The following is a 24924-nucleotide window of genomic DNA, read 5'->3' on the forward strand; positions in this document are numbered from 1 at the left end:
CGATCTCTCCGCGGTCGTTCGCGACTTGCCTACCCTAGCGACGGGTCACTGGCTAGAGCACATAGCGGCTGATATCGGTGGAACGGGTCAGCTCGCCCAGGTTCTTTTCGACAAAGCTCGCATCCACGACCACTTCATCGCCCGCCTGATCCGGTGCATTGAAGGAAAGTTCTTCGAACACGCGTTCCATGACGGTGTAGAGACGGCGCGCACCGATGTTCTCAACGGTTTGATTCACATCCGCTGCGATCTTGGCAAGGGCAGCAATCCCATCCTGTTCGAAACTGACCTTGACCTGCTCGGTTCCCATCAGGGCGGTGTATTGCAGCGTCAGGGCATTATCCGTTTCCGTCAGAATGCGAACGAAATCCTCTTCTGTCAGGGCGCGCAGTTCCACCCGGATCGGCAATCGGCCCTGAAGTTCGGGCAGCAGATCAGAAGGCTTTGCAATGTGGAACGCGCCAGAGGCGATGAACAGCACATGGTCGGTCTTCACCGGCCCGTGTTTGGTGCTGACCGTTGTTCCTTCGATCAGCGGCAGCAGGTCACGCTGCACCCCTTCCCGGCTCACATCGCCACCGCGCGCGTCAGATTTTGCACAGACCTTGTCGATCTCATCCAGAAATACGATCCCGTTCTGCTCCACCGCCTCTATCGCAGCCTTGGTAACGGTTTCATCGTCCAGCAGTTTGTCGGCTTCTTCACCAATCAACACTTCGTAGCTTTCCGCGACCGACAGACGCTTGCGTGTCGTGCGTCCGCCCATCGCTTTGCCGAATATGTCACCCAGATTGAGCATACCCATGCCGCCGCCCGGTTGGCCGGGAATATCCATCGCCTGAAACGGGTTCGATGTATCGGCGATCTCAAGGTCGATCATTTCATCATCAAGCTCACCGGCTTTCAGTTTCTTTCGGAACATGTCGCGGGTACCTTCACGGGCATCCTCGCCCGCGATGGCATCGATAACCCGTTCTTCGGCGGCGTTGCGCGCGTTGGCCTTGACGTCTTCGCGCATGTGATCGCGGGTCATGGCGATGGCGCTGTCAACAAGATCGCGGATGATCTGCTCGACATCACGACCGACATAACCGACTTCGGTGAATTTTGTAGCTTCAACCTTCAAAAAAGGCGCGCGCGCCAGCTTGGCCAACCGGCGACTGATCTCGGTCTTGCCGACCCCGGTGGGTCCGATCATCAGGATATTCTTGGGATAAACCTCATCACGCAGATCATCAGATAGCTGCTTGCGGCGCCAGCGGTTGCGCAAGGCCACGGCCACCGCCCGTTTCGCATCCTTTTGCCCAATGATGAATCGGTCGAGTTCGGAGACGATCTCGCGGGGGGTCAGGTCTGTCATGTTAAGCCTTTGTCAGATGAGAGGGTGGCAGGCGGTGCAACGGGATGAAACCCGGCATCAATGCCAAAAGACGCGCGCGGATCCGTTCCCAACGGGCGCCCAGAAACAACAATACGATTCCCAGGAAAAGGACCGTGTAAACAGCACCCTCGCCGTCGAAAATTGTGGTGGCCAGGATGACCGTGTAGCCGATTGCGGCGATCAGGAACGACCTGCGGTCAATCACGATGGCGACGAGCGCAAAGAGCGCCAGGACGGCCAGCAAAACGGAATTCGACCAACCGGCATCGCGTTCCAGAAGCGACAGGGCAATGGTGTTGACCAGGGCCGGCGCTGCAACCACATGAAGCCAGAAACCATTGGCCGCACGGCGAGTGACGCGGTGCGGATCGGACATGTCAAATGCCATGGCGATGCCAAATACGACGACCCCCAGAGCAAGGGTGATCCACGCAAAGGGGCCGCCTGCCGACAGCAGGAACAACTCCTCGGTTGATGCGGGCGATCCACTGCTGTTGCCAGCGATTAGGATGGCGATACCGAAAGCAGCCAATGCTATCAGCGCCAGCGCAAAGGGCACCCGAAACCGAAACCAGAAGAGCAACAAGGCAAGTGTCGCGAGACTGAAGGGTAGCGGCAGGCTGCTGTTGTCACCCTGGGCCACCATGAACAGTTCAGAAAAAGCGCCTGCGCAGGTGTAGGCTGCATTGATGGCGAATAGGATCGAGAGGGTGATTGCAGGTGCCACCATCCTGCGTCTGCGAATGAAGTATTCAGACAATCCCCAAAGCACGACAGCCGCGATGATCCCGGAATAGATCAACGTATTGCGAAGGCTCAACGGGTCATTTGTCATGCCAAATGTCACAACCCCGACCCAGCCAACCGCCAGGACGACGAGACCCACAACGATGAAAATCTCATTGAACCCACGGAAAAGTTCAAAAGGCTCATCGCCGGGCGCCAGATTTTCACGCGCACCGCTGCGACTGTGCGCAAGGCTGGTCAATGCCGCGGCTTGCGCCTCTGTCACGATCCCGGCGCTGACAGAGGCCCGAAGATCGTCCTTGTCAATCATGCCGTGATCTTCTCGACCGTCAGGTTTCCGTTTGTGTAGACACAGATATCCGCGGCGATCGCCATCGCGTCCCGCGCCACATCTTCCGCCGATCTGTCGCTGTCCATCATTCCCCGCGCTGCGGCAAGGGCGAAATTACCGCCTGAGCCGATGGCGGCAACGTCGTGTTCAGGTTCCAGCACGTCACCCGCACCCGTAATCACGAAGATATCCGCGCCATCAGAGACAATGAGCATGGCTTCGAGCTTTTGCAGATATTTATCAGTGCGCCAGTCCTTGGCCAGCTCGACACTGGCGCGCGCCAGTTGGCCGGGTGTTGCTTCGAGCTTGGCTTCCAGCCGCTCCAGCAAAGTAAACGCGTCAGCCGTCGATCCGGCAAACCCCGCGACCACATCATAACCGCCCGGTGACAAACGCCGCACCTTGCGCGCCGTTCCCTTGATCACCGTCTGACCAAGAGAGACCTGACCGTCCCCTGCAATGACCACCTCATCATCTTTCTTGACGCCGATGATTGTTGTTCCATGCCAGCCGGGGAATTCTTCGCGTGCCATCTCGGTCTCCTTATGCGTGGTGCCTATATGGCCTGACCCAAATGAGGGTACAAGAGCGCGGCCTTGTTCATATCCGTTTATCCGCTTAGCCTGCGGGCATGGGTGGGGGAAAAGTGCTGCGGTTCTATTTGGAGCCGAAATTGCACAATGCAGTTTTGATGGGTCGGCAGAATTTCGTGACAAAAGTCGCGTCTGTCGCGCTGCGTTCGGGATTTGAGGTGGACTACCTGCGACACGCGGAAGTGTCGCCGATCGCACCCCTAGACACCGACTATTCAATGTCTGACCGGGCCAGCCCTTTGGGTAAAAACGCCCTGGTTTTCGGGCGTTGCCTTCATGCGCCTTTCTGGCAAATTGAACAGACCCCGGAATGCTGGAGACGTGATGTCGCTTTCGCTGATTTTGACCCGACCGCTGTTCCCAAAAATGATGCTGCGAGGTTTTACCAGTATTGGCGTGAACGTCTGTTTGGTGACGCGCCGCTCAGAACGACAAAAGACGGGTTCGTCTATGTCCCGCTGCAAGATCAGCTGACCACACCTGTTCCGCCCCAGATGTCCACGCAACTGGATATGCTTAATGCCTGTCTTGCTGCCGAACCGGAACGGCCCATCATTGCAGCGCTCAATCCGAACATCACCTATGCCGACCAGGACCTCACAGCGCTGAACAAGATGGATGCGCAAAATGATCGCCTGACCGTGCGCATTGGTGCCATGAAAGAACTGCTGCGCACCTGCGATTATGTGGTTACGCAGAATTCCGCCGTGGCTTTCAACGCGCTCTTTTTTGGCAAGCCGAGCATTCTGTTTTCAAAGGCTGATTTCCATCATGTCACGCTGGGAGCAGCGCCAGGAGACGTCGCGGCCTTCAGGAAGATCGCAAGACATAAACCCGAATGGGCGCGCTACGTATGGTGGTTCTGGCAGCGTCACGCGATCAACCTGGGCCGAAAGGACGTGGAAGACAAAATAGCAGTACGGTTGCGCAGGTTTGGCTGGCCCATAAAATAAGGGCGCCCGGATAGGAGCGCCCTCGAAGATTCTGACAGAACCGGTTTAGATCGACTCTTCGATCCAGCTTTGCAGTGCTGCTTTAGGTTTTGCGCCCGCCATGTTGGACACAACCTGCCCGTCTTTGAAAATAAACAGCGCAGGAATGCCGCGAACACCCATCTGAGCTGGCGAATTCGGATTATCATCAACATTGACTTTGACGATTTTGACCTTCCCGTCCATTTCGGCGGAAAGCTCTTCCAGAGAAGGGCCAATCTGCTTGCAGGGGCCACACCATTCCGCCCAGAAATCCACAACTACGGGGATGTCGGAGTTTTTGACTTCGGCGTCAAATGTTTCGTCGGTTACAGCAAGGGTGGCCATTATGCTCTCCTGACAGGCTATGCTTGGACGGCGAACCTATGTAGCGTTGGTGCCCACGTCAAGATGTAGAGCGCATTGTAATGATCTCGTCACGATATCGTGCGGCAATCTCATGAGTTCGCCGGTTCTGGTCCAGAGGATCGCGGTTTCGACGATATGTTCGGGATAGATCTGTTGCAGCGCATGGGCATAAGCGCCCATCTGACGCAATATCCCGTCAGGGCATAGCGCCGCATGGTCTGGGATGGTTTCGTTGGATTTGAAATCCACGGCAAGAATGCGGGTATCCGAGACGACCAACCGGTCAATGACACCATAGAGTGTACGCTCACCCAGCTGCGCTGTAATCGGCACTTCGGCCAGCGACCCTTGAGCAAATAGAAAACTCAGGCTTTCTGTTCGCAAAATTGCACTTGCCTCTGCGAGCGCCTTGTCGTGCTCTGAAACGTCTGGAATTGCCGAGCGTAATCGTTCGGCAACGTCACGCCATTCGGCTGACGGTGCCGCGCTCAAATACTCCAAATATCTATGCACCAAAGTGCCGTAGGCTTTCGCTTCCTCCTCGGTGCGACTGGTCTCGCCAGGCAGTGCCTTGGGTCCGCCAAGCTCAGATGGCGATAGGGTTTCCGGAATGGCAGGTGCTGCGGGCGCTTTGTGATGAAAAATTTGGTCCAGTTCGATGGCGGCTGATTTTGACGGGAGATTTTCGGCATCGGGCAAATCCTCCCAACCGGGGGAGGCAAATCTCTTGATGTCGAAACCCTGAAAACGCATCGACGTGACAGGCAATTCGTCCAGAGCCTGCTCGACAATTTGATACCAACTGTCATTTTGTTTGGATAGCTCGCCGCAGGCGGCAATGATCAGCCACTTCTCTGCCCTTGTTAGAGCCACATATAGCAATCTCAACCGCTCTTCGATCTGTGCCGCTTTCATCGTTTCGATGCTTTGCGCCATGGCATCGGGCATTTCTGATGCACTCGTCTTCCAGACAGGGGTATTCCCTATCTTGACGATGTCATCTTTGATCTGAATGTCACGTCTGGCGGTGTCGGGCAGGATCACGATCGGCGCTTCCAGACCTTTGGCACCATGCACGGTCATCACCCTGATCTGGTCGGAGGCGCTGTCAATCTGTCGTTTGATCTCAAGATCGTCGGTTTCCATCCAGACCAGAAATCCGGTCAGGCTGGGGATTGCGGTCCGCTCGTAGGCAAGTGCCTGAGATAGCAGCGCATTGATGCCGTCCTCGGCCTCTCTTCCCAAACGTGCCAAAAGCCTCCGTCGTCCGCCGTGCCGGGTCAGAACACGTTCGATCAGATCATAAGGGCGCAGAAAATCCACATTTGCCCGCAAATCATTCAGAACGGCAAGCGTTTGCGGGAAATCTTCAGTACGGTGCCGCAGCGCTTGCCAAAGGTGATCTTCGCTCCGGCGATGTGCGAGATCGAAGAGCTCCTGTTCCGACCATCCAAAAAGCGGTGATTTCAAAGCCGTAGCCAGCGACAGACTGTCTTCCGAGACCGTCAGGAAAGACAATAAGGCCGCGAGATCGCGCACCGCCAGTTCACCCCCAACCTTCAGCCGATCCGCGCCAGCGATGGGCAACTCATGCGCTTTGCAGGCCCGGATGATTTCTGAAAAGAGATCAGATCGCCGCTGCACGAGGATCAGAAAATCGCCGGGCCGGACGGGCCGCTTTTCAAATTCACCCGGCACCGGCCCATCCACCGGCACGGTCTGGTGCGTGTTGATCATCTGTTTGATCTGACCCGCGATTTGTTGCGCCAGCAAAACCGTATGGTGCGTTTCGCTGCGCCGGTCCAGCGGATCGTACCAAACCCGATCATCCTCATCGGCCTGTTTCTCGATCAGAGGCCAAAGATCAACACGTCCGGGCAGTGCGTTTTTGAAGGCGATATGTCTAGCCGTCTTTTCGAACCCGGCCTGCTCTTTTTCGTCGAACGCTTTGTCGACAAGGGACAAAATCGGGGAAGCTGACCGGAATGAATACGCCAGTGTCTCGCTCTGAAATCTGTGATCAGCGGCTTCCAGTTTTGTCTGAAATTCCCTTTCCATACGGTCAAATTCGCGTGGATCTGCGCCCTGGAATGAGTAGATCGACTGTTTCTTGTCCCCAACGACGAAGAGTGTGCGTTTGACGTCTCTGCGCGCGCCCTCACCGCTGGAAAATTCGGCTGCCAGCTTTCGGATCACGTCCCATTGGGCGGGGCTGGTGTCCTGCGCTTCGTCGACCAGAATGTGATCGATCCCACCGTCGATCCGAAAAAGCACCCAGGCCGCAACCGCGCTGTCGGTCAGCAAGGTCCGCGCTTTCAGGATCAGATCATCAAAATCCAACCATCCGCGTAGTAATTTCTGATTTTCATATAGAGGCAGGAAGCGCGCGGCGAATTCATGCAGGGCTTGTGTTTTCCGAGCCGCCCCCAGAGCAAGACGCTGCCCGCGAGCGGTTTCCACCCGCTGCATGAGGGCATTCAGCGCGGGCATATGCGGCTCGATCACAGCCTGGGTGGGTTTGGTCGGAAAACTGCCCGTTTTGGCTGAAAAAGGGGATTTGGCCGTGGCGCCTGTCAGAAAGACCGCTTCGAGCACGGGAAGCGCTGAATAGGAAAGATCGACGAGACCCGTCAGCTTTTCGCCGGCTTTTGCATCGTTTCCGCCTTTTGCCAGCAATGCCGGTTTGATGGCGTCGATCAGCGTGCGTTCCCCCCCAAGGAAAACACTTTGCGCGATGCTTTCTTCTTTTAATTCAACGGGCTGCTCAAAGAGGGACAGGATGGCGGGCCAACTCAACGTTTGTAAAAACGCCTCTCGGTTCTGTACCACCGCCCGCGTCAGTTTGCCAAAATCTTCACCGGCGTAATGACGGGCAAGCGCCGTGATCAAGGAGGCATCAGGCCCTTCTGCCATCTGATCGACGATTTCCGCACGCAGCAGGTCAGCGGCCCGGTCTTCGATTTCCGTAAACTGGGGGCTGACCTGAGCTTCGAGGGGAAAGCGACGTAATAGCGATGCGCAGAAGGAGTGGATCGTTTGGATTTTCAGCCCGCCGGGCGTTTCGATTGCCCGGGCAAAGAGCGTTCTTGCATCGCGCAACCGGGCTTCGTCGATTTCTCCTGAAACGCCAAGCTCCTGGAGTGAGTTCTGCAATTTCAAATCGGGCAGCATTGACCACGCCCCAAGACGTCTGAACAGCCGGTTCTGCATCTCCGAGGCTGCCGCTTTGGTGTAGGTGAGGCACAAAATATGTTGTGGCTCGACCCCCTCAAGCAGCAAGCGCGCCACGCGATCTGTCAGAACGCGCGTTTTCCCGGAACCTGCATTTGCAGCCAGCCAGGTGGACGTGTCAGGATCGGCTGCCCGCACCTGCGCTTGTGTGGCTGCGTCCCGGGTCGTCATGACAAATCCTCCGGCAGCGGATCGTCGGTTGCGTCCCATTCGCCAAAACGCGCCAGTTGATCATAGTCCCCGCCAAAGCGATCCTGCTGCATCATGCGCCGCGACGTGAACCCCTGATCCGCCGACAGATAGCTCGCAATAAGCGCGTGCAGTTTCTCAAGGACCTCGCGCGGTGGTTCTTTTTCAAGGGGCGCGCCAACTTCGACAGGATTAGAGCCTAACCCGATGAAAACGGCCAGCGCGACATGGCAAACGCCAAGAGTTTCAAAAGCGCCCTGCTCGACCATTGCCGCCTCAATCAGCAATTGCTTGTCAAATGCGGCCTGCTCCTTTCCGCTGGGTGGTTTGCCCGTCTTGTAGTCGTAAATCAGCACGTCGCCTGTGTCAGTTTGGTCAATCCGGTCGGCGCGGGCTGTCAGCGTGAATCCCAAATCCGGCCAGGACAGTTTGCCCTTGGCCTGATTCTCGAAAGCGATCGGTTGTGAAAACGTTCTGCGCTCACGTTCACGCGCCACAAACCAGTTTGCGATCTTTTCGATCCGCGCCAGCCACATGGCCCGAACCGCAGGCCATGGAACGTCCCTCTCCATTACTTCGTGTGCCACATGGGTCAAATGGTGCGTGGTGAGAAGCGTCGGATCAGCCACCGTGCCCCTGATGAAGCGCTCCATGATGTCATGTGCCAGGGTGCCCCGCATCAGGGCATCAGGGCTTTGCACCAACGGGCCCAGTTTTGTCAGGCGGAGCACATGTTTGGCATAAACCGCATAGGGATCGCGGATCAGCCGCTTGATTTCCGTGACGGACAGCGCGTGAGGCCGCGCGCTGACGGGCGGTTTTGGCGACGGCCGATGGGCAGGGTCAACCCGTTCGACACGCTCGAAGGCAGAGGCGCGCGCCAGCCAGATGTTGCCGCGGTCCAGCATCTGGTCCAATGCTGCCTGTCCGCCCTGCTCTTTCAGGCCGGCCAGCAGATTGCGCAACCGGTTGACCCATCTGGATGCCACGGTTTCGGCATCATCTGATCGTATTGCGCGGGTCAACCAGACTTCCTTGGCAGCAATGGCCTGTTGGTAGTCATGGGCAGAAAGACCGATGCGCCGTTCCGGAAGCAGCAAACCCGCCTGATGCCTGAGTGCGCGATTGAGCCAGGGGTCCGGGGGCGGCGCTTCGGGCCAGGTGCCTTCGTTCAAGCCTGCGAGGATCACCAGATCGGCACCCTCTACCCGTGCCTCAAGCGTGCCCCAGATCATGATTTTTGGATGGGGCGCATCCCGATCCCGGACCTCTTCGCCCGCCAGAAGCGCGCTTGCCAGATCGTGATAGTCAGCGGCAGAGATTTCCGACCCTGCGTCGGCGTGTTTTACAAGATCCAGCATGAGCGCATTGGCTTTCTGGCCAGCTTTTTTGAGCCAGAGTTCGCCAGAACCCTCGGCGCCGAGCCCGCCTGCCACGGTCTCTGCAAGCGCAATGTGATCGGCGACCCAGTCCGACAAGGGGCGCAGTTGACCCGAAAGATGACCGGTTAGCGAGGTGCCAACCCAATGCGCCCATTCATCGACAAACACCTGATCGGCGGCAGCGGCCACCGCCCTTTGCATCCGCTTCAGAATACCTGCCCTGTCCGGATACGGCAGCCCATCCTTGCGGATTGCAAGTTCCAGCCGCTGGGTGTTGAGCACATGCTGTCCGCGGTTGATCCCGCTATGGGTCAATGGGTGTTTGAGCAGCGTCAGCAATGCTTCGGCGTCCAGTTTGCGGACAAACAGGTTGCTGATATGACGCAGAAAGCGGCCGGGCGGCGACAAATGCAGCGGTGTCCCGGCGGAATCGTCCGGCAGAATATCCCATTGATCCAGCGCAGCGGTTACCTGACGCGTCAGCATGCGGTCTGGCGTGATCAGCGCAGCTGTTTCTCCCTTTTCTGCCGCCAGTCGCAGGCGCAGCGCGATCACGAGGGCCTCCTCACGCGGGCTGGGGGCTTCCAGCATCGTGATCGCCGCGGTTGCAGCTTCAAGGTGTTTGAGATCTTTACCTTCCGAAAGCCATGCATCGGTCACCGGCGCAGGCCTTAAGGACAAGGAAACAAGAGCGTTCCGTGCAGCAGAGGGTGGCGTCGACGGGTGCCACCTGCCGACATCTCTCCGCGCTACCTCCAGATCATTCATGAGTTTCTGAAACCGATACTGGGGGTGGTCCTGTGCCAACATCGCGTCATCGAGATGCGCCCAGACCGCATTTGGCATCTCGAAATCAAATCCCGGCAGGACCAACGCGCCTTGAGGCAGTTTCGCGACGGCCTGCATCAGCAACAATGTTGTCCCGCGTGACCCGGTCGACCCTGCAATGATCACAGGGTCCGTGGGTGGTGATGTCTGCCATCTGCACGCCAGCGCATTGATCAGCAACCGCTGGCGTGCCTCAGCATCGGGTGGGGTGTCGGCGCTGTCCATGTAGTTTTGGGCAATGCGGATAAACTGCTGGGCGCGTTGCCAATGACCGGATTGATCGGTCACATCCAACTCCGCGATGGTCTGGGCGGTCACACCTTCACCCTGCATTTCATCCATGAGTGCGGCAAGACTGTCGGTCAGATCGTAGAGCGATGATCGTGGCGCGAGGTCTTTTTCCTGGGACAACAAGCGCGAGACCAGCGCAATCAATTCCAGCCTTCGCCGAAGGGATGAGGTTGCCGGAGGTACCCAAACACCAGGATCCAGCGCGTCCAGATCGGTGATGAGCCCGATCCGCGGCAGCAAGGTCGCGGGGCCCGCCTCAAACAGACTGCGCAGGCGCCGCTGCATGCGTCGGGTATTGACGATGAGCTGGACGCGCGCCAGGGCTTCGGGGGGTTTGCCAGACAGCCGCGCGACCAACCCTTTCACCAGCGTCTTTGGGAAATCTGCGCCGGGGTCGATACCGAAAAGCCTTGGCTTGGCAGAGGTGTCAAACATCGGAATGGTCGATCAGGGCTTCGGCAATGGAAATTCCCCCCGGATGGCCCACGTCACACCACTGACCGGGATAGCACAGCCCAAAAAGGCGTGTGTCGGTCAGCATTAGGTTCCAAAGCTCATTGAGTGAAAAACAGGCCTTGTCGATCTCGGCCAATCGGCCTGTCTTGATGATTTGCGCGCCCCCATAAACGAGCCCGGGCCCCCGTGTGATCTGTCCCTGAGCGTTGATCTGAAAATCACCCTGACCTTTGTATGCATGGGTATTGGCAACCGGGATGCACATCAGCAGGGCATCCATACGCGCAGGCTCCCAGGCATTTCGCAGCATGTCCAGAGGGTTGGGGCCCTTCCAGATCGCATCTGTGTTAAGGGTAAAAACAGGGGCCGGCCCCAGTGCTGGCAGGGCGTTGCGCAACCCGCCGCCGGTATCTAGAATGTCGGGGGTCTCCAGGACCGTCTGAACCCCCCTTGCAGTGAGGTGGCGTTCGAGCGGCTCCGGCTTGTAATGAAGATTGGCAACGATGATTTGCGGCGCCACCGCCGATGCCAGTGAAAGCGCATGGTCCACCAAAGGTTTTCCCGCAACCTCAATCATTGGTTTCGGCAGATCATCCGTCAACGGCTTCATTCGTGTCCCGAAACCTGCGGCAAACAACATTACCGATCGCGGCAGGTCGCACATTTTGATCTCAAGGTTTTCAGGATTTCAGGGGTAGGTGGCGGCAGGGAGCCGGCGATAAATCCCGCGACTTCATCCAAAACCGGGTGCTTCAGATTTGTCATCACATGGTTCCAGACGCGCGGCAGCAGGTCAATGTACTGGGCTTTGCCGTCACGCAGGCAAAGACGTGAAAACCCGCCCAGGATACGCATGTTTCGCTGAGTGCCCAAGATCGCATAGGCAGCCTTGAACGCGTCGGCATCATGTTGGTTCTGGGACAGAAACCGTGTGACCATTTCATACTCAATGCGCTTGGAGACATCGCGTCTCGCATCTTGCAGGACCGATACAAGATCATAGGCCGGATGACCAAGCATGGCATCCTGAAAGTCCAGCAAACCAACCCTTGCAGGGCCGTCGCGTTGCGGCAACCACAAGAGGTTTTCCGCATGATAGTCTCTTTGAATCAGGACTTGCTGGGCGTCCAATGGTTTCAATAATTTGTGGAAGGCTTCGGCGAACTGACCTTTTGCATCTTCATCAACATGGCCCGTCGCTCCGAACTGATACCAATCATATGCCAGGGCTGCCAAAGGCGTCATGAATTCTGCGTCATAGGGCGCCACAGACAGTGGTTTTGATTTGTGCAGATGCGTCAGGACGTCCACGGCGGCGCTGTAAAGTGTCTCTTCCGACGCCTGCCTGGATGCCAGCAAACGCGCGAATAGGTCATCGCCCATGTCTTCTAGGAGCAAGAACCCCGATTGTTCGTCCTGCGCAATGATATGCGGCGCGCTCAGACCAATGCCTGCCAGATGCGCAGCAACGGTGACAAAAGGCAGAATGCTCTGGCCATTTGTCGGAGGCGCATCCATCAGAACCGCGCTGGTGCCATCCCCCCTGACCAGCCGACTATAGCGGCGGTTCGACGCATCGCTGGCCAAAGGTGTCCTGCTCGCTTCTGCCCATCCTGCCCGCATCAGGAAGTCATGCACATACTGCGTACGGGTTGTTATGATTTCCATTGTTGCATTCTTGCGTCCCATAGGCTGTCTTGCCAAGCGGTTTTGAGTACGCGTTCGTTTTCGTTTTGACCTTCAGAGAACCATAATTCCAACGCAGCCTCCGGTCGCAGTGGGCCCAGACGATCTGGCCACTCGACCAGACAGACGGCCTCCTCGAACGCCTCAATCAGCCCAAGTTCTTCAATCTCACCAAGGCTTTGGATGCGGTACAGGTCCGTATGCCAAATGGGTCCGATTACGGTTTCATAGGTCTGGACAAGTGTGAAAGTAGGTGAAGGAACATCTTCCTTTTCGATGAGTACTGATTGGATCAGGTGGCGCGCAAAAAATGTCTTGCCAGCACCAACCGCACCATTAAGCAACAGGACATCGCCCGCTTTAAGGGTAGGCGCCAGATGTGCTGCAACCTCAGCGGTTACCTCGCTGGTGGTCAGCTGTTGAATGTAAGGGCTCAAGATCATGGCGCCTGCTTATCCTCCGCAGAATGAGCTGCAAAGAGGGAAGCGTACTCAGCGCGATCTTGATTTTCTGATTTTTGGCCGGGCAGCCTCAGATTTAACAAATCTGATCACTGTCGCACCCGAGGCAATGCGCGAAATTGTGCAATTGAACGCCGTCCCAGACGTCATCACCGTTGGCATGTCCCAAGATGCGCGTTCGCCAAAATCGAGAACGAAATCTGTCAAGGCTGCCCAGCGTGCACCAGGCTGACACAAGCGCTTCCATTCCTGCACTGAGTCAGCAATCGTGACATCGGCAAAAGAGTTGTCAGGATCCAACCCCCAGAGTTCCCGGTAGGCAGCATTGCAGAAAGTCAGAACGCCGGTTGATGAAAATACCACCAGCGCATCATCAAAAGTGTCCATCAAGGACTGGCCCAGCTCCAATTCGGCTCTGAAGTTGCGTGTCAGAGAGACTTCGGCACTGATATCTTCGATGAGAAAGGCAATGGCACCATCCGGATGAGGGCGTCCCCGCACACGGTATGTTTGACCTGTCTCCAGGGTCCAGGTTTCCTGATACCGGCCATCCGTCGCCGCCGCGATAACCTCGGAAATTTCCTGACGCCAGGAGTGATAGTTCTTTGGTTCCGGCATACGGCGGTTTTCACGCATGCGATCAAAGAACGATAGCAACGTTGGCCGACCGCTCAGGAAATCTGCGGGCAGATTGGTCAGATCAATAAGCGCGGGGTTAAACAATGCCAGTTGGCCGTTGCGATCAAAGATCGCCAGACCGATAGATAGTTGCGCAAAGGTCTTGGCCAGGGTTTGCACGAAATTGCGCTGGGCAACCTCAGATTTCACAACGGCATTCACGTCAACTGCGTGGAAAATCGTAATGTCGCCGACGCTGACCGCGTTCACATCGTACCAATCTTTTCGGCCTTCAGGCCCGGATTGGGTTGAGACCCTTTGGCGACCGGTTTGTTCGTTTAGTGTGTCACTCACCTCGAAAACTGGTTTGTCGGCGTCGGGTGAAGTCTGATGAAGGCGATTGTAAAGGTCTTCGTAGGCGGCATTGTGCCAAGTGACCTTGCCTTGCGTATCGACCTGCCACACCGCATGGGGCGTCGTATCGCTGGCGCGCCTCAGATCGGCCAGTTCCTGATGCAAAACGCGCATCTTTTGTGATTGCGCCGCAGAGACCATCCGGTCGTCATCCATGTGAATCTGCGTGAACTGCCCCCTCTGTGTCAGACTGAGCGTTGCTGTGTCTTCCGCATGGCGTGCTTGCACGGTCAGAGTGCCGGGCTGTTCGAGGGGAGGTTGCTCCGGCAAGGATGGAAATCGGTTGAGCATCCGCTCTCTCCAGGACTGCCAGTCGTCTTGCCCCGGGATCAATCGGTAGAGTTGTTGCGCCGTATCGGACGCGTGATGCAGGTCGCTATTGTCGAAGAGGAAGAATATGCCGTCAACTGGCGGTTCCGAAAGAGATTTTGACGTTGCGGTATCGGGTGACTTTTGAGAACGCGATATCCAGGCCAAACCAGCAAGGGTGCTGAGGCCGGTGGCGGTGGCGATGGCGGCAACGTCCCAGAAAGGCATGCGCCCAAGACCCTTTCTCCAATGACGACCCGGTCACTATCCGGCCTGCATAGTTAATGAGCCGTTAACGATACGGCCCGAAAGTTCATATTAGGCCAGGTTCGGTTGATTCCGACCCAGACCGACCGCTGCCTCTGATCTTGGGGCATCTATTTTCTGACGGGCCCAGGTGACTTCAACGATGGCGCCCATATCCATTTTCGGCGCCTTCGCTGTGCCTATCGGGTCGCGTCCATTGGCAAATTGCAATTCGGCACCGGACCGTTCGAGAAGTGTTTTGGCAATGAACAACCCAAGGCCCATACCTTCATAACCAGGACGCAAACGCCTTTCGGAATCCGGACGCCTGCGGCGCATGAAGGGATCACCGATCCTGCCTAGAAGATATGGCGGAAAACCGCGTCCGTCATCCATGATGCGCAGGGAGATCATGGCATCGGTCCAGCTCGCTTCGACCCAAACGTCGGCTGCTGCGAAATCGACCGCGTTCTGAATCAGATTACGTAGCCCATGGATCACTTCAGGCTTCCTGAGGATGCTGGGCTGAGCAGCAGGGTCGCCCAGCGGCTGAAAATGTACTGACTTCCCGCGTCCCAGATGGGGTTCTGCGGCTTCTTCAACGACCGCCATTAGGGGGGCTTGGTGCATATGCAAATCGTCTTTGCCTGCACGCCCCATATCCCGCAGTATATCGCGGCATCTGTCAGCCTGTTCTCGGATCAGGGCCGCGTCTTCTTGCAGGTCCGGATGATCCGTAAGCTCTTCGAACAACTCGCCACTGGCGAGCTTTATGGTAGCCAACGGTGTGCCCAACTCATGCGCCGCAGCGGCCACGACGCCGCCGAGGTCAGTAAGTTTCTGCTCACGTGCGAGCGCCATCTGGGTCGCGGCCAGAGCATCTGACATCGAGTGAATCTCGGAGGTAACGCGAACAGAATAGGCACTAATAAAGATGATTGCGATGATCAGCGCGATCCAGTTCCCAAACACAAACAACTGGGGAATCTCAAGAATCATGCCTACTTCGGTCATTAGCGGCAGATGAAAATGCGACAGCATCGATACCATCAGGATCGCCGTGCTTCCCAGAAGAACGGTGGAACGCAGTGTCAGGACGGCGGCAGATATGGTGACCGGCCCGAGCATCAAAAGCGCGAAGGGATTATGCAAACCACCTGTCAGAAACAGCAGGAAACTGAGTTGTATCAGATCAAACATGACCATCAGCATGTTCTCAACTTCGCTGAGGCGCTTGTTTTCGGGAAAGACAAAAATCGCAACGAGGTTCGCGATGACGGAGGCACCGATGACCAAATAGCAAAGACCTAGTTCCAGCTGCAAACCGTACCAGCGTTGTGCCACAGTGATCGCGGTTAATTGACCGCCGATGGCAAACCACCGCAAAAGGATCATGGTACGCAGCCTGATCCAGTTGGCGCGGGTATCTCCGCTCAGGGGTCTGACGTTGGTGTCAGGCATCAATCTCACCGCTTGTTGAGTTGCATAGATGTCGCAGGACGTTAGGACTTCTTTTTGATAAAGACACCCTAACGCACTTTTGGAGAAGCGACACCCATGCGCTATATCGCCCCACTATCCGCTGTTGCTATTGTTGGTCTGCTTGGGGGCGTCTGGTACGCCACACAGGCTCCGAAAGACGGTGACGATTTTGCGCAATGCCGTGCCAGCCAGATTGCCGGTGGCGCCGGGTCCATCGGCGGGCCTTTCGAGCTGGTGAATGGTCAGGGGCAGACCGTGACGGACAAGGATGTCATCACTGAGCCGTCGCTGATCTACTTCGGCTACACGTTTTGCCCTGATGTCTGCCCGATCGACACCGCCCGGAATGCCGAGGCCGTCGATGTTCTGGCCGAGCGGAACATTTCTATCACGCCTGTCTTCATCTCCATCGATCCGAAAAGAGACACACCGGAGGTCGTAGGAGATTTCGCGGAAAACCTGCATGAGCGCATGATCGGGCTGACCGGATCACCTGAGCAGGTCAAAGCCGCAAGCGAAGCCTACCGTACCTATTACAAAGCGCACGACGGCGATGACGACTACTATCTCGTAGATCATTCGACGTTCAGCTATCTAGTCATGCCGGAAGCGGGCTTCGTTGAATTTTTCCGTCGTGAAGCAACGGCGCAGGATGTGGCGGACACTGTGGCCTGCTTTGTGGAAAACAGTTAGGCGGTCAAATCGCAAACTGCCGATTTGACGAATTACTGGCGCTGACACATATAGCATGGCACACATGACGTGCGCACAGGAAAGGCAATCAATGCAGGATGCAGCTGACTTGAATTTGGGCGAAGACAAAAGCCTCTTGCTGGTCGATGATGACGAGCCCTTTCTGCGCCGGCTGGCGAAGGCTATGGAAAAGCGTGGATTTTCGGTTGAAACAGCTGAATCCGTTGCCGCTGGTAGTGCGATTGCAACCGCCCGGCCGCCGGCCTATGCGGTTGTCGATCTGCGGCTCGAAGACGGCAACGGTCTCGATGTCGTGGAGATTCTGCGAGAGAAACGGCCAGATGCGCGCGTAGTGGTGTTAACCGGATACGGCGCAATTGCGACGGCTGTTGCGGCGGTCAAGATTGGCGCCACAGACTACCTTTCCAAACCCGCAGATGCTGCTGACATCGTCAACGCTCTGCTGGCGAATGGCGATGATCTGCCGCCACCCCCGGAAAACCCGATGAGCGCTGACCGGGTTCGTTGGGAACATATCCAACGCGTGTTCGAGCTATGTGACCGGAATGTCAGTGAAACAGCGCGGCGTCTGAACATGCACCGTCGGACCTTGCAGCGCATTTTGGCCAAAAGATCACCGCGATAATCCGAAGGCAAGCACTTCAGATATCATAGCGCTTGCTGATCTTGTCGACGATCTGGCCGGACTCCAGCCTGATCCCTTCGTCAAAATGCCAGTCGCGAAAGCCCCTGCTTTGGTAGTAGGTCAGACCACCAGTGTTGTCCGCGCGAATGGTGGCGTTGATCCAGACATATCCCAGCTCGCAAGCCGCCTTTGACGAGGCATCGAACAATGCCGAACCGATTCCCAGGCCCGTTTGGCCAACCTGGACGAAGGTCGCCACATCCACGGCTTCAGGTGGCAATTGCGGATGGGGCGATATCCACTGAAATCCTACAACAGCCTCCTGCTCATCCACGGCCACATGCCAAGCGGACCTCTCTGCATTGCTTGCCATCCATCCGGTCAAGTCCTTGGCGTTGACAGGGCGGGTCAGCGCTGCCGTTCCACCTTTTTCGATAATCGCGTTGAGCAATCTGGCCATTGAACCTGCATCCAGTGCTATAGCACGCCGGACTCTGATCATTGCATTTCCCCCAGCAACTGGCCGTGTCTTTCGGTAAAGGCGTTTCTGGTTTCGATAGGGGTGCGCAGCACGATGGAAAGGTCGTTGATGATCGAGGTATCCGGTTTGCCGAAAAACTTGCTGGCCTCGATCTCGGAGAAACCGGCGATCTGCGTTGCTTCCATCCATGCGCTGATCTTGTCGGCTTTTTTGATCTGTTTCTTGATGTGAACGGGAATTGCGGCTGGCAGGCCAAAGCGGATGTGGACCGCCGCAGCCAACCGATCATCCAACGCACCGTAGCCGGGCCCAACCGCGGCCTTGACTGGTGAAATCATGTCACCGATCACATACTCAGGTGCATCGTGCAAGAGCGCCGCCAACCGCCATTTAGCGGGTGCTTTGGGTGAAATTCGGCCAAAAAGCGTCTCTACCAAGAGAGAATGCTCAGCAACAGAATATGCGTGCTCTCCTTTTGTCTGGCCGTTCCAGCGCGCCACAAACGCCAGGCCATGCGCAATATCTTCGATTTCGACATCAACAGGCGTTGGGTCCAGCAGGTCGAGCCTCCGGCCTGAAAGCATTCTTTGCCAGGCGCGTTTTGGTGTTGCCATAATGTAACAGTCCGGTGTTCTTGCCACGATTTCGCCACAATTCAGGCGCACCTTAAAGCGCATCTGATCACAAGCTGCCACAGGTTATTGACGGGCTGTGCTTTGTAAACAAGCCCTGTGATCACGATATATATACCATGGGGGAAGGCGCATCCTTTTCCATATGGTCGCCTCCTCCGATGTCAGAAGCGAAACAGAAAGGAGCTTGCAATGGTCAAGCATCTCATCGTCGCCTGCCTGACAATAGGAATGGCAGGCATCCCCCCGCCGGCGGCCGCGGCAAATTGCGGCCCTCGCGAGGCGGTCATCGAGAAACTGAAATCGAAATACGCGGAGCACTTTACGGCCGGAGGGCTTCAAACGACCCGCACTTCCCAGACTATCGTTGAAATCTGGTCTTCGCCGGATACCGGAACGTTTACTGTACTACTGACCAACCCCAACGGTGTAAGTTGCGTTGTTGCAGCGGGTACGGATTTCTTCGAAGGCTCCGAGATATCCCCTGTCGAAGGCACGGCCAGCTAGATTGGCGAAGGCTCTTGCGATGGCGAATTGATACCGCCCTTCAGAATGTGTTGGGGATGATCTGACCTGACGGATTGTATCATGGCTTTCGTGGTGCTATCTGCGCGGGAAATCGCACGGATAGGAACCCGACCCATGGCCAATGACTATATTGTAAAAGACATTTCGCTCGCCGAGTACGGGCGCAAGGAACTCAATATTGCCGAAACCGAAATGCCGGGGCTGATGGCTTTGCGCGAAGAATATGGCGAAAGCAAACCGCTGTCCGGCGCGCGTATTGTCGGCTCCCTGCATATGACCATCCAGACAGCTGTCCTGATCGAGACACTGGTGGTGCTTGGTGCTGATGTGCGATGGGCTTCGTGCAATATCTTCTCAACTCAAGACCATGCAGCCGCTGCAATTGCCGCAGGCGGCACGCCAGTATTTGCCATCAAAGGTCAGTCTCTGGAAGAGCATTGGGACTACCTCGACAAATCCTTCATGTTCCCGGACGGGCCGAATATGATCCTCGATGATGGCGGGGACGCTACGCTTTACATTCTTTTGGGCGCGCGCGCAGAGGCCGGTGAGGATGTGATCGCCGTGCCGACATCTGAAGAAGAGACCGTGATCAAGGCGCAGATCAAGAAACGCATGGAGGCTACCCCCGGTTGGTTCACCAAGATGCGTGATCAGATCAAGGGTGTTTCGGAGGAGACCACAACCGGCGTGCACCGCCTCTATGACCTCGTCAAACAGGGCCAGCTTCCCTTCCCTGCAATCAATGTGAATGATTCCGTCACCAAGTCGAAGTTCGACAACAAATACGGCTGCAAGGAATCGTTGGTCGATGGCATCCGCCGCGCGACGGATACAATGATGGCCGGTAAGGTTGCCGTCGTGATGGGCTATGGCGATGTGGGCAAAGGTTCTGCTGCGTCACTGCGGGGCGCGGGTGCACGCGTCAAGGTGACCGAGGTTGATCCGATCTGCGCGCTGCAGGCCGCCATGGACGGTTTCGAGGTTGTGCTGCTCGAAGACGTGGTCGGGTCCGCCGACATCTTCATCACCACAACCGGCAACAAAGATGTGATCCGCATCGAGCACATGCGCGAGATGAAGGACATGGCGATCGTCGGCAATATCGGCCATTTCGACAATGAAATTCAGGTCGCAGCGCTCAAAAACCACAAGTGGACCAGCATCAAGGAGCAGGTGGACATGATCGAATTGCCAAACGGCAATCGTCTGATCCTGTTGTCGGAAGGCCGTTTGTTGAATCTCGGAAACGCGACAGGCCACCCCTCCTTCGTGATGTCAGCATCTTTCACCAACCAGGTGCTGGCGCAGATCGAGCTTTGGACCAAGGGCGATCAGTACAAGAATGACGTCTATATCCTGCCGAAACATCTGGATGAAAAAGTAGCGCGTCTTCATCTGGACCGGATTGGCGTGAAGCTGACGCAACTCGACGCGGAACAAGCCGCGTACATTGGCGTGACCCCGGAAGGGCCCTTCAAACCTGAACATTACCGCTATTGATTTAACCGCTAAAAGGGGCCCGCAGCATCAGGTGTTGCGGGCCTCTTTTCGTTTATGCTTGTGGAATACGCAGCATTTGGCCGGGGTAGATTTTGTCAGGATGACTTAGCATCGGCTTGTTAGCCTCAAAAACCTCATTGTAGCGATTGCCGTCTCCAAGCATCTTTGACGAGATCGCCCAAAGAGTGTCACCTTTCTCGACCGTGTGAAAAACCGGCTCGATTTCAGTGTCGGCCTCTACGGTTGCAACCCCTTCGACATTTCCAACGGCCAGGATGATTTTCTCCCGCTCTTCAACGGATAAGGCACCGCCAGCGACGGTAACCTTGTCTCCCTCAACGCTGATCTCAGCACCTTTCGTATCAAGACCAATGTCGGAGATTTCCTTGGCGAGTATCTCTTTCGCCGGCGCCTCACCGGCTTCTGCGCCGCCGACAAGCGACGCGCCCGCCGATTTGATAAAATTCCAAAGTCCCATCGTGTTTTCCTTTTGATAAACATTCTCGGCACCTTCGGAAGTCGGCGGCGATTATCCTAGGGGAATTTACGTGGATTATTTCCCTTTGTGATCGAGCGGATTGTTGACTAGTCTTTGCGCAATGTCCGCAGAGGGGACAGATGGTTGAGATTTCCTCGGCAATAATTTTGGGAGAGTAATGTGGGAAAAAGAGACGATTTGATCGCGCAATATGCAGATGATCTGAAAAACAAATGCGGCATGACGCCAGATATGGATCTGCTGACAAAGGTGACCATCGGATGTGGTCCGGCGGTCTATGACGCGGATGCGTCAACCGTTGCGTCAAGTCAGGCGGCCGAGCTTGATACGGTTAAAAACAATTTTCTGATCAAGAAACTGGGTTTGTCTGACGGTCCTGAACTGGATGCGGGGATCAGCAAAGTTATCGAAACCTATGGCCAATCCGAACGCAACAAGTACCGCGCGGTCGTCTACTACATGCTGACCAAACACTTCGGCAAAGAGTCGGTTTACGGCTGAACCGGCCAATAAGTATTTTGGAAGCGCCTCTTTCTTAAGAAGGCGTTTCTTTTTTGTCGCGCATTTAAACTATTGAACAATTGAGATTTTTTTCGTTCTAGAGTATCAACTCTTTATCCGGCCAGTATGGCCAGGACCAGATTCAAACACGTGTGGTGGGTACCGAGAACACGTGGGGTGAAGAAGGGTTCTGGCGCTGTGTCAGAACCCTTCTCGGATTCAGAGAGACAGACTTCCTAAAACAGTGTCAAAACAATGCCGATAACCGTGCATCCAAAGGTTGCGTACCCACCGTCGATCAGGATCAGGCTACGTGGTCGCGCGCCAAAGCTGTAGAACGTGGCGATCCAGGGGCTCACCAAGAACAAACCAATGCCCAGACCGGAGAGAAGACCTTTTCCAACAGTATCGATGCCGCTCAGTACGAAGATATGCCGCATCATTCCAGCAACCAGGATCGCGCCGAGCAGGCTGGTGATATAGGGAATTGGATCGGATCGGTTTGCCGGAACCCCGTTTTCGTCCAACGGCACGCCAGACGCCGCCATCCAGCGATCTGCGAGCAAAGTATACCACACCGCACCGAACATGAACCCCGCGACACCCGCGACTGCAACACTGACAAATTCCATGGAAATCTCCCTCGTTTATCGGCTCAGATTGCCACCGCTTGCGAAAAGCCGCTAGCCCGAAATTCCCGCCATGCCACAGACGATGCGCCATTCACCTTCTGTAACCGGTTGCACGGAGAGCCTGGAGTTTCGAACCAAAACCATCTCTGAAAGGGCTTCGACCTGTTTGATCTCATCCAGCGTGACGGGCTGTTCGACCGGTTTTATAGCTTTTATATCAACGCATTCCCAACGCTCATCATCGGTTGTGCTATCGGGATGCGCTTCCGCGATGACTTCGACAATTCCGACGACTGCACGCTCTTTTTGCGAGTGATAAAAAAACCCTTGGTCGCCCACAGCCATTTGACGCATGAAGTTCCGGGCCTGGTAGTTTCGCACGCCATCCCATTCTTCGCCGACATCGCCTTTGGCGACCTGATCGTCCCAGCTCCAGGTCGAGGGTTCGGATTTGAAAAGCCAGTAAGCCATCACCCGATCACCCTGTTCCATGGGATCAGCTGAACGCTCTCGAAGAGGCCAGCCTGGCCATATGGATCGCCTGCAACCCAGGCCTCGGCGGCGGTCATGTCCGGCACATCGAGAATGATCAATGATCCGGCCATTTCCCCGGCATCGTCCAACAGCGGTCCGGCCTGCTGAACCGCGTCGCCGGATTTGAGATAGGCGACATGAGCGGGTCGGTTTTCCTGCCTGACGGGCAAGGCCCCCGGTTTGTCGTGGGCAATCAGGGCAACAAGCATGTCATTCTTCCTTCAGACTTCGGGACAAGAGGCCTGACATGGCCTCGGTTACATCCAAACGTTTTTCCAGCAGGCCCGCAACCGCAGAGGTGATGGGCAGATCGATCTCCAACTCCTGCGCTTGCAGATTCGCGGCCTTGGCAGTGGCGGCACCTTCGACTGTGATTGACGCATCAAAGGCATTTCCTTTGCCGAGGGACAATCCAAGGCGGTAATTGCGCGACTGGGAAGATGTGCAGGTCAGGACAAGATCGCCAAACCCTGAGAGCCCTGCCAGCGTTTCAGGCTGGGCGCCTTTGCGCAATGCAAGTCGCTGCATCTCGGCAAAGCCGCGCGTCAGCAGGGCCGCGCGTGCACTTTCGCCTAACCCGGCGCCCATCGATGTTCCGCAGGCGATCGCAATCACGTTTTTGAGCGCCCCGCCCAGTGATGCGCCGATCTCATCGAGGCTGCGGTAAAGGCGCAACGTCGGCGTTGACAGTGATGCCTGCAACAGCCTTCCACGCTGGTCATTTGCACAGGCCAGGGTCAGGCCGGTCGGCATCCCGGCGGCAATATCCGCAGCGAAGCTTGGACCCGTCAACAAAGCCTTTTCCGCATCGGGGACTTCTTGATCAATGATGTCGAGTGGACCCAACCCGGTGCCAAGCTCCATGCCTTTGCAGCAGGCAACCAGCATCTTGCCGCCAAGGGCGGTGGCGTGGTCTTGCAAAAAGGCACGAAGTTTCTGCATCGGGACGGCGATCAGAAGTATTTCAGCGGAAGCTGCGCGATCAAGGTCGGCGGTGACTGTCAGGTCTATTGGAAATGCCTTGCCGGGAAGCCGGAGCGCGTTTTCCCGGGTGCTTTGCATGGTCGCGACATGGTCTGTGTTGCGTGCCCATAGCAAAGTGGGGCCAACCTGACCCATTGTGATCGCCAGGGCGGTGCCGAATGCGCCTGAGCCCAAAACCGCGATGCTCATGCTTTTGCCCCTTTCTTTCCGCCGCCCAACATCGCCGGGCTTGATTTATCCAGCGGCCATCGGGGACGCGCCGAAAGGGAAAAATCATCAGCCGGTCTGAGGGGCATTTGCTCAAGAGCCGCATAGGCAATCATCGCGGCATTATCTGTGCAAAGAGCAAGCGGCGGGGCAGTGAATTCGGCCCCAAACTCTCTAGAAACAGTCTCTAATGCATTTCGGATCGCCTGATTGGCGGCGACGCCACCAGCGACGCAAAGGGTCGGCGCCGACGGTTCCGCTTGCAGATAGTCTGAAAATGCGCGCCGCGTTTTTTCGGCCAGAACATCAACAACTGCGGCCTGAAATCCTGCGCAAAGGTCTGCGCGTAGCTGGATTGGCAAGCCGCCATGTTCTTCGATGATGCGGTCTCTTGTTCTCAATACGGCTGTTTTCAATCCCGAAAAGGACATATCACAACCGGTCCGGTCCAGCAGCGGCCGCGGCAGGTTGAACCGCATATGGTTGCCCAGTTTCGCAGCCTTCTCGACAGCGGGTCCACCGGGTTGAGGCAATCCCAGTAACCTTGCGACCTTGTCAAATGCCTCGCCGGGCGCATCGTCAATCGTCCCGCCGAGCCTTTGAAACTGATCCGCGCTGCGTACCAGCAGAAATTGACAGTGGCCACCGGAAACAAGAAGCAGAAGGTAAGGGTAGGGCACGCCATCGGTCAGTCTGGGGGTCAGCGCGTGCCCTGCGAGGTGATTTATCCCGTAAAGGGGCGCACCCGTCGCGGCAGAAAGCCCCTTTGCACACATCACACCTGACACAACGCCTCCAATGAGGCCGGGGCCGGAGGTTACGGCAATGGCGTCTATCTGCGCGATCGAGGTCTCCGCCTCGGCCAGTGCTTCCTCGACACAGAGATCAAGTATCTCTGCATGGGCCCGCGCAGCGATCTCAGGAACGACTCCTCCGAAATCTGCATGCAGGCTGGCTTGACCCTTGACGACAGATGACAGGATTGCGGTCTGCCCCATCCCGTCCCGGTGCAGGATTGCCGCCGCTGTGTCGTCACAGCTGCTTTCCAATCCCAGAATTGTGACGGACTTACTCACTGAAGGCCCCGTTGCATGCATAT

Annotated in this window: 25 protein-coding genes; 6 read left to right on the forward strand and 19 right to left on the reverse strand. The window is 56.4% G+C overall.

Features of this window, described 5'->3' with window-relative positions; genetic code table 11:
* Positions 1 to 52 precede the first annotated feature (52 nt).
* From hslU to hslV, 3 genes are read right to left on the reverse strand one after another with little or no spacing between them, the layout of a single operon-like run.
* Complete coding sequence (gene hslU / locus ACOTTU_RS09475) at positions 53 to 1360, reverse strand: ATP-dependent protease ATPase subunit HslU (protein WP_298916204.1); 1308 nt, start codon at positions 1358 to 1360, stop codon at positions 53 to 55.
* A 1-nt stretch (position 1361) separates the two neighbouring features.
* Complete coding sequence (locus ACOTTU_RS09480) at positions 1362 to 2438, reverse strand: hypothetical protein (RefSeq protein WP_425657607.1); 1077 nt, start codon at positions 2436 to 2438, stop codon at positions 1362 to 1364.
* Complete coding sequence (gene hslV, locus ACOTTU_RS09485) at positions 2435 to 2992, reverse strand: ATP-dependent protease subunit HslV (protein WP_425657609.1); 558 nt, start codon at positions 2990 to 2992, stop codon at positions 2435 to 2437. The genes ACOTTU_RS09480 and hslV overlap by 4 nt, the downstream gene beginning before the upstream one ends.
* Positions 2993 to 3168: 176 nt before the next feature.
* Here hslV and ACOTTU_RS09490 point away from each other — a divergent pair, with 176 nt between their 5' ends.
* The gene (locus ACOTTU_RS09490) at positions 3169 to 4005 is read left to right on the forward strand and encodes a hypothetical protein (RefSeq protein ID WP_425657611.1); all 837 of its coding nucleotides are present in this window, start codon (positions 3169 to 3171) and stop codon (positions 4003 to 4005) included.
* A gap of 45 nt (positions 4006 to 4050) precedes the next feature.
* Here the strand turns inward: ACOTTU_RS09490 and trxA are convergent, their stop codons facing one another.
* From trxA to regB, 8 genes are all read right to left on the reverse strand, one after another.
* Entirely contained in the window at positions 4051 to 4371 is a 321-nt protein-coding gene (gene trxA / locus ACOTTU_RS09495) for a thioredoxin (RefSeq protein ID WP_219498601.1), read from the reverse strand.
* A 36-nt stretch (positions 4372 to 4407) separates the two neighbouring features.
* Positions 4408 to 7794, reverse strand: a complete 3387-nt coding sequence (gene addA / locus ACOTTU_RS09500; RefSeq protein ID WP_425657612.1) for a double-strand break repair helicase AddA — start codon at positions 7792 to 7794, stop codon at positions 4408 to 4410.
* The gene (addB, locus tag ACOTTU_RS09505) at positions 7791 to 10748 is read right to left on the reverse strand and encodes a double-strand break repair protein AddB (RefSeq protein WP_425657614.1); all 2958 of its coding nucleotides are present in this window, start codon (positions 10746 to 10748) and stop codon (positions 7791 to 7793) included. The genes addA and addB overlap by 4 nt, the downstream gene beginning before the upstream one ends.
* The gene (locus ACOTTU_RS09510) at positions 10741 to 11433 is read right to left on the reverse strand and encodes a nucleotidyltransferase family protein (RefSeq protein WP_425657616.1); all 693 of its coding nucleotides are present in this window, start codon (positions 11431 to 11433) and stop codon (positions 10741 to 10743) included. Before ACOTTU_RS09510 ends, addB begins: the two co-directional genes overlap by 8 nt.
* Positions 11409 to 12437 (reverse strand): aminoglycoside phosphotransferase family protein, encoded by a 1029-nt coding sequence (locus tag ACOTTU_RS09515; protein WP_425657618.1) that lies wholly within the window; start codon positions 12435 to 12437, stop codon positions 11409 to 11411. Before ACOTTU_RS09515 ends, ACOTTU_RS09510 begins: the two co-directional genes overlap by 25 nt.
* Positions 12425 to 12898 (reverse strand): tRNA (adenosine(37)-N6)-threonylcarbamoyltransferase complex ATPase subunit type 1 TsaE, encoded by a 474-nt coding sequence (gene tsaE, locus ACOTTU_RS09520; protein ID WP_425657620.1) that lies wholly within the window; start codon positions 12896 to 12898, stop codon positions 12425 to 12427. Before tsaE ends, ACOTTU_RS09515 begins: the two co-directional genes overlap by 13 nt.
* A gap of 48 nt (positions 12899 to 12946) precedes the next feature.
* The gene (locus ACOTTU_RS09525) at positions 12947 to 14485 is read right to left on the reverse strand and encodes a PAS domain-containing protein (RefSeq protein WP_298916236.1); all 1539 of its coding nucleotides are present in this window, start codon (positions 14483 to 14485) and stop codon (positions 12947 to 12949) included.
* A gap of 90 nt (positions 14486 to 14575) precedes the next feature.
* Entirely contained in the window at positions 14576 to 15964 is a 1389-nt protein-coding gene (regB, locus tag ACOTTU_RS09530; RefSeq protein WP_425657622.1) for a sensor histidine kinase RegB, read from the reverse strand.
* Between the two features lie 96 nt (positions 15965 to 16060).
* On the opposite strand from regB, the gene ACOTTU_RS09535 reads away from it, so the two are divergent.
* Positions 16061 to 16678, forward strand: coding sequence for an SCO family protein (locus ACOTTU_RS09535; protein ID WP_425657624.1), 618 nt, complete (start codon positions 16061 to 16063; stop codon positions 16676 to 16678).
* Between the two features lie 91 nt (positions 16679 to 16769).
* Positions 16770 to 17324: an ActR/PrrA/RegA family redox response regulator transcription factor gene (locus tag ACOTTU_RS09540; protein ID WP_298916245.1), complete on the forward strand. Its 555-nt coding sequence runs from the start codon at positions 16770 to 16772 to the stop codon at positions 17322 to 17324.
* 16 nt (positions 17325 to 17340) lie between these two features.
* On the opposite strand, the gene ACOTTU_RS09545 is transcribed toward ACOTTU_RS09540, so the two are convergent.
* The gene (locus ACOTTU_RS09545) at positions 17341 to 17826 is read right to left on the reverse strand and encodes a GNAT family N-acetyltransferase (RefSeq protein WP_425657626.1); all 486 of its coding nucleotides are present in this window, start codon (positions 17824 to 17826) and stop codon (positions 17341 to 17343) included.
* Positions 17823 to 18419 (reverse strand): HD family hydrolase, encoded by a 597-nt coding sequence (locus ACOTTU_RS09550; RefSeq protein WP_298916251.1) that lies wholly within the window; start codon positions 18417 to 18419, stop codon positions 17823 to 17825. Before ACOTTU_RS09550 ends, ACOTTU_RS09545 begins: the two co-directional genes overlap by 4 nt.
* Positions 18420 to 18629: 210 nt before the next feature.
* Between ACOTTU_RS09550 and ACOTTU_RS09555 the strand changes: the two genes are divergently transcribed.
* Together ACOTTU_RS09555 and ahcY are read left to right on the forward strand one after the other, a co-directional pair.
* Positions 18630 to 18944, forward strand: coding sequence for a hypothetical protein (locus ACOTTU_RS09555; protein WP_425657628.1), 315 nt, complete (start codon positions 18630 to 18632; stop codon positions 18942 to 18944).
* A gap of 135 nt (positions 18945 to 19079) precedes the next feature.
* Positions 19080 to 20468: an adenosylhomocysteinase gene (ahcY, locus tag ACOTTU_RS09560; protein WP_298916256.1), complete on the forward strand. Its 1389-nt coding sequence runs from the start codon at positions 19080 to 19082 to the stop codon at positions 20466 to 20468.
* 52 nt (positions 20469 to 20520) lie between these two features.
* On the opposite strand, the gene lysM is transcribed toward ahcY, so the two are convergent.
* Positions 20521 to 20946, reverse strand: a complete 426-nt coding sequence (gene lysM / locus ACOTTU_RS09565) for a peptidoglycan-binding protein LysM (RefSeq protein ID WP_425657629.1) — start codon at positions 20944 to 20946, stop codon at positions 20521 to 20523.
* Between the two features lie 180 nt (positions 20947 to 21126).
* Between lysM and ACOTTU_RS09570 the strand changes: the two genes are divergently transcribed.
* The gene (locus tag ACOTTU_RS09570; protein ID WP_298916261.1) at positions 21127 to 21468 is read left to right on the forward strand and encodes a DUF2853 family protein; all 342 of its coding nucleotides are present in this window, start codon (positions 21127 to 21129) and stop codon (positions 21466 to 21468) included.
* 236 nt (positions 21469 to 21704) lie between these two features.
* On the opposite strand, the gene ACOTTU_RS09575 is transcribed toward ACOTTU_RS09570, so the two are convergent.
* The 5 genes from ACOTTU_RS09575 to tsaD are packed head-to-tail and all read right to left on the reverse strand — an operon-like array spanning position 21705 to position 24901.
* Positions 21705 to 22100 (reverse strand): DUF1761 domain-containing protein, encoded by a 396-nt coding sequence (locus tag ACOTTU_RS09575; protein ID WP_298916263.1) that lies wholly within the window; start codon positions 22098 to 22100, stop codon positions 21705 to 21707.
* 51 nt (positions 22101 to 22151) lie between these two features.
* Complete coding sequence (locus ACOTTU_RS09580; RefSeq protein ID WP_425657631.1) at positions 22152 to 22571, reverse strand: EVE domain-containing protein; 420 nt, start codon at positions 22569 to 22571, stop codon at positions 22152 to 22154.
* Positions 22571 to 22843 (reverse strand): YciI family protein, encoded by a 273-nt coding sequence (locus ACOTTU_RS09585; RefSeq protein ID WP_298916268.1) that lies wholly within the window; start codon positions 22841 to 22843, stop codon positions 22571 to 22573. Before ACOTTU_RS09585 ends, ACOTTU_RS09580 begins: the two co-directional genes overlap by 1 nt.
* Position 22844: 1 nt before the next feature.
* Complete coding sequence (locus ACOTTU_RS09590) at positions 22845 to 23807, reverse strand: NAD(P)H-dependent glycerol-3-phosphate dehydrogenase (RefSeq protein WP_425657633.1); 963 nt, start codon at positions 23805 to 23807, stop codon at positions 22845 to 22847.
* Positions 23804 to 24901, reverse strand: a complete 1098-nt coding sequence (tsaD, locus tag ACOTTU_RS09595; RefSeq protein ID WP_425657634.1) for a tRNA (adenosine(37)-N6)-threonylcarbamoyltransferase complex transferase subunit TsaD — start codon at positions 24899 to 24901, stop codon at positions 23804 to 23806. Before tsaD ends, ACOTTU_RS09590 begins: the two co-directional genes overlap by 4 nt.
* Positions 24902 to 24924: the final 23 nt, after the last annotated feature.

This window comes from Roseobacter sp. EG26 (assembly GCF_049830555.1).
GTDB lineage: Bacteria > Pseudomonadota > Alphaproteobacteria > Rhodobacterales > Rhodobacteraceae > Roseobacter.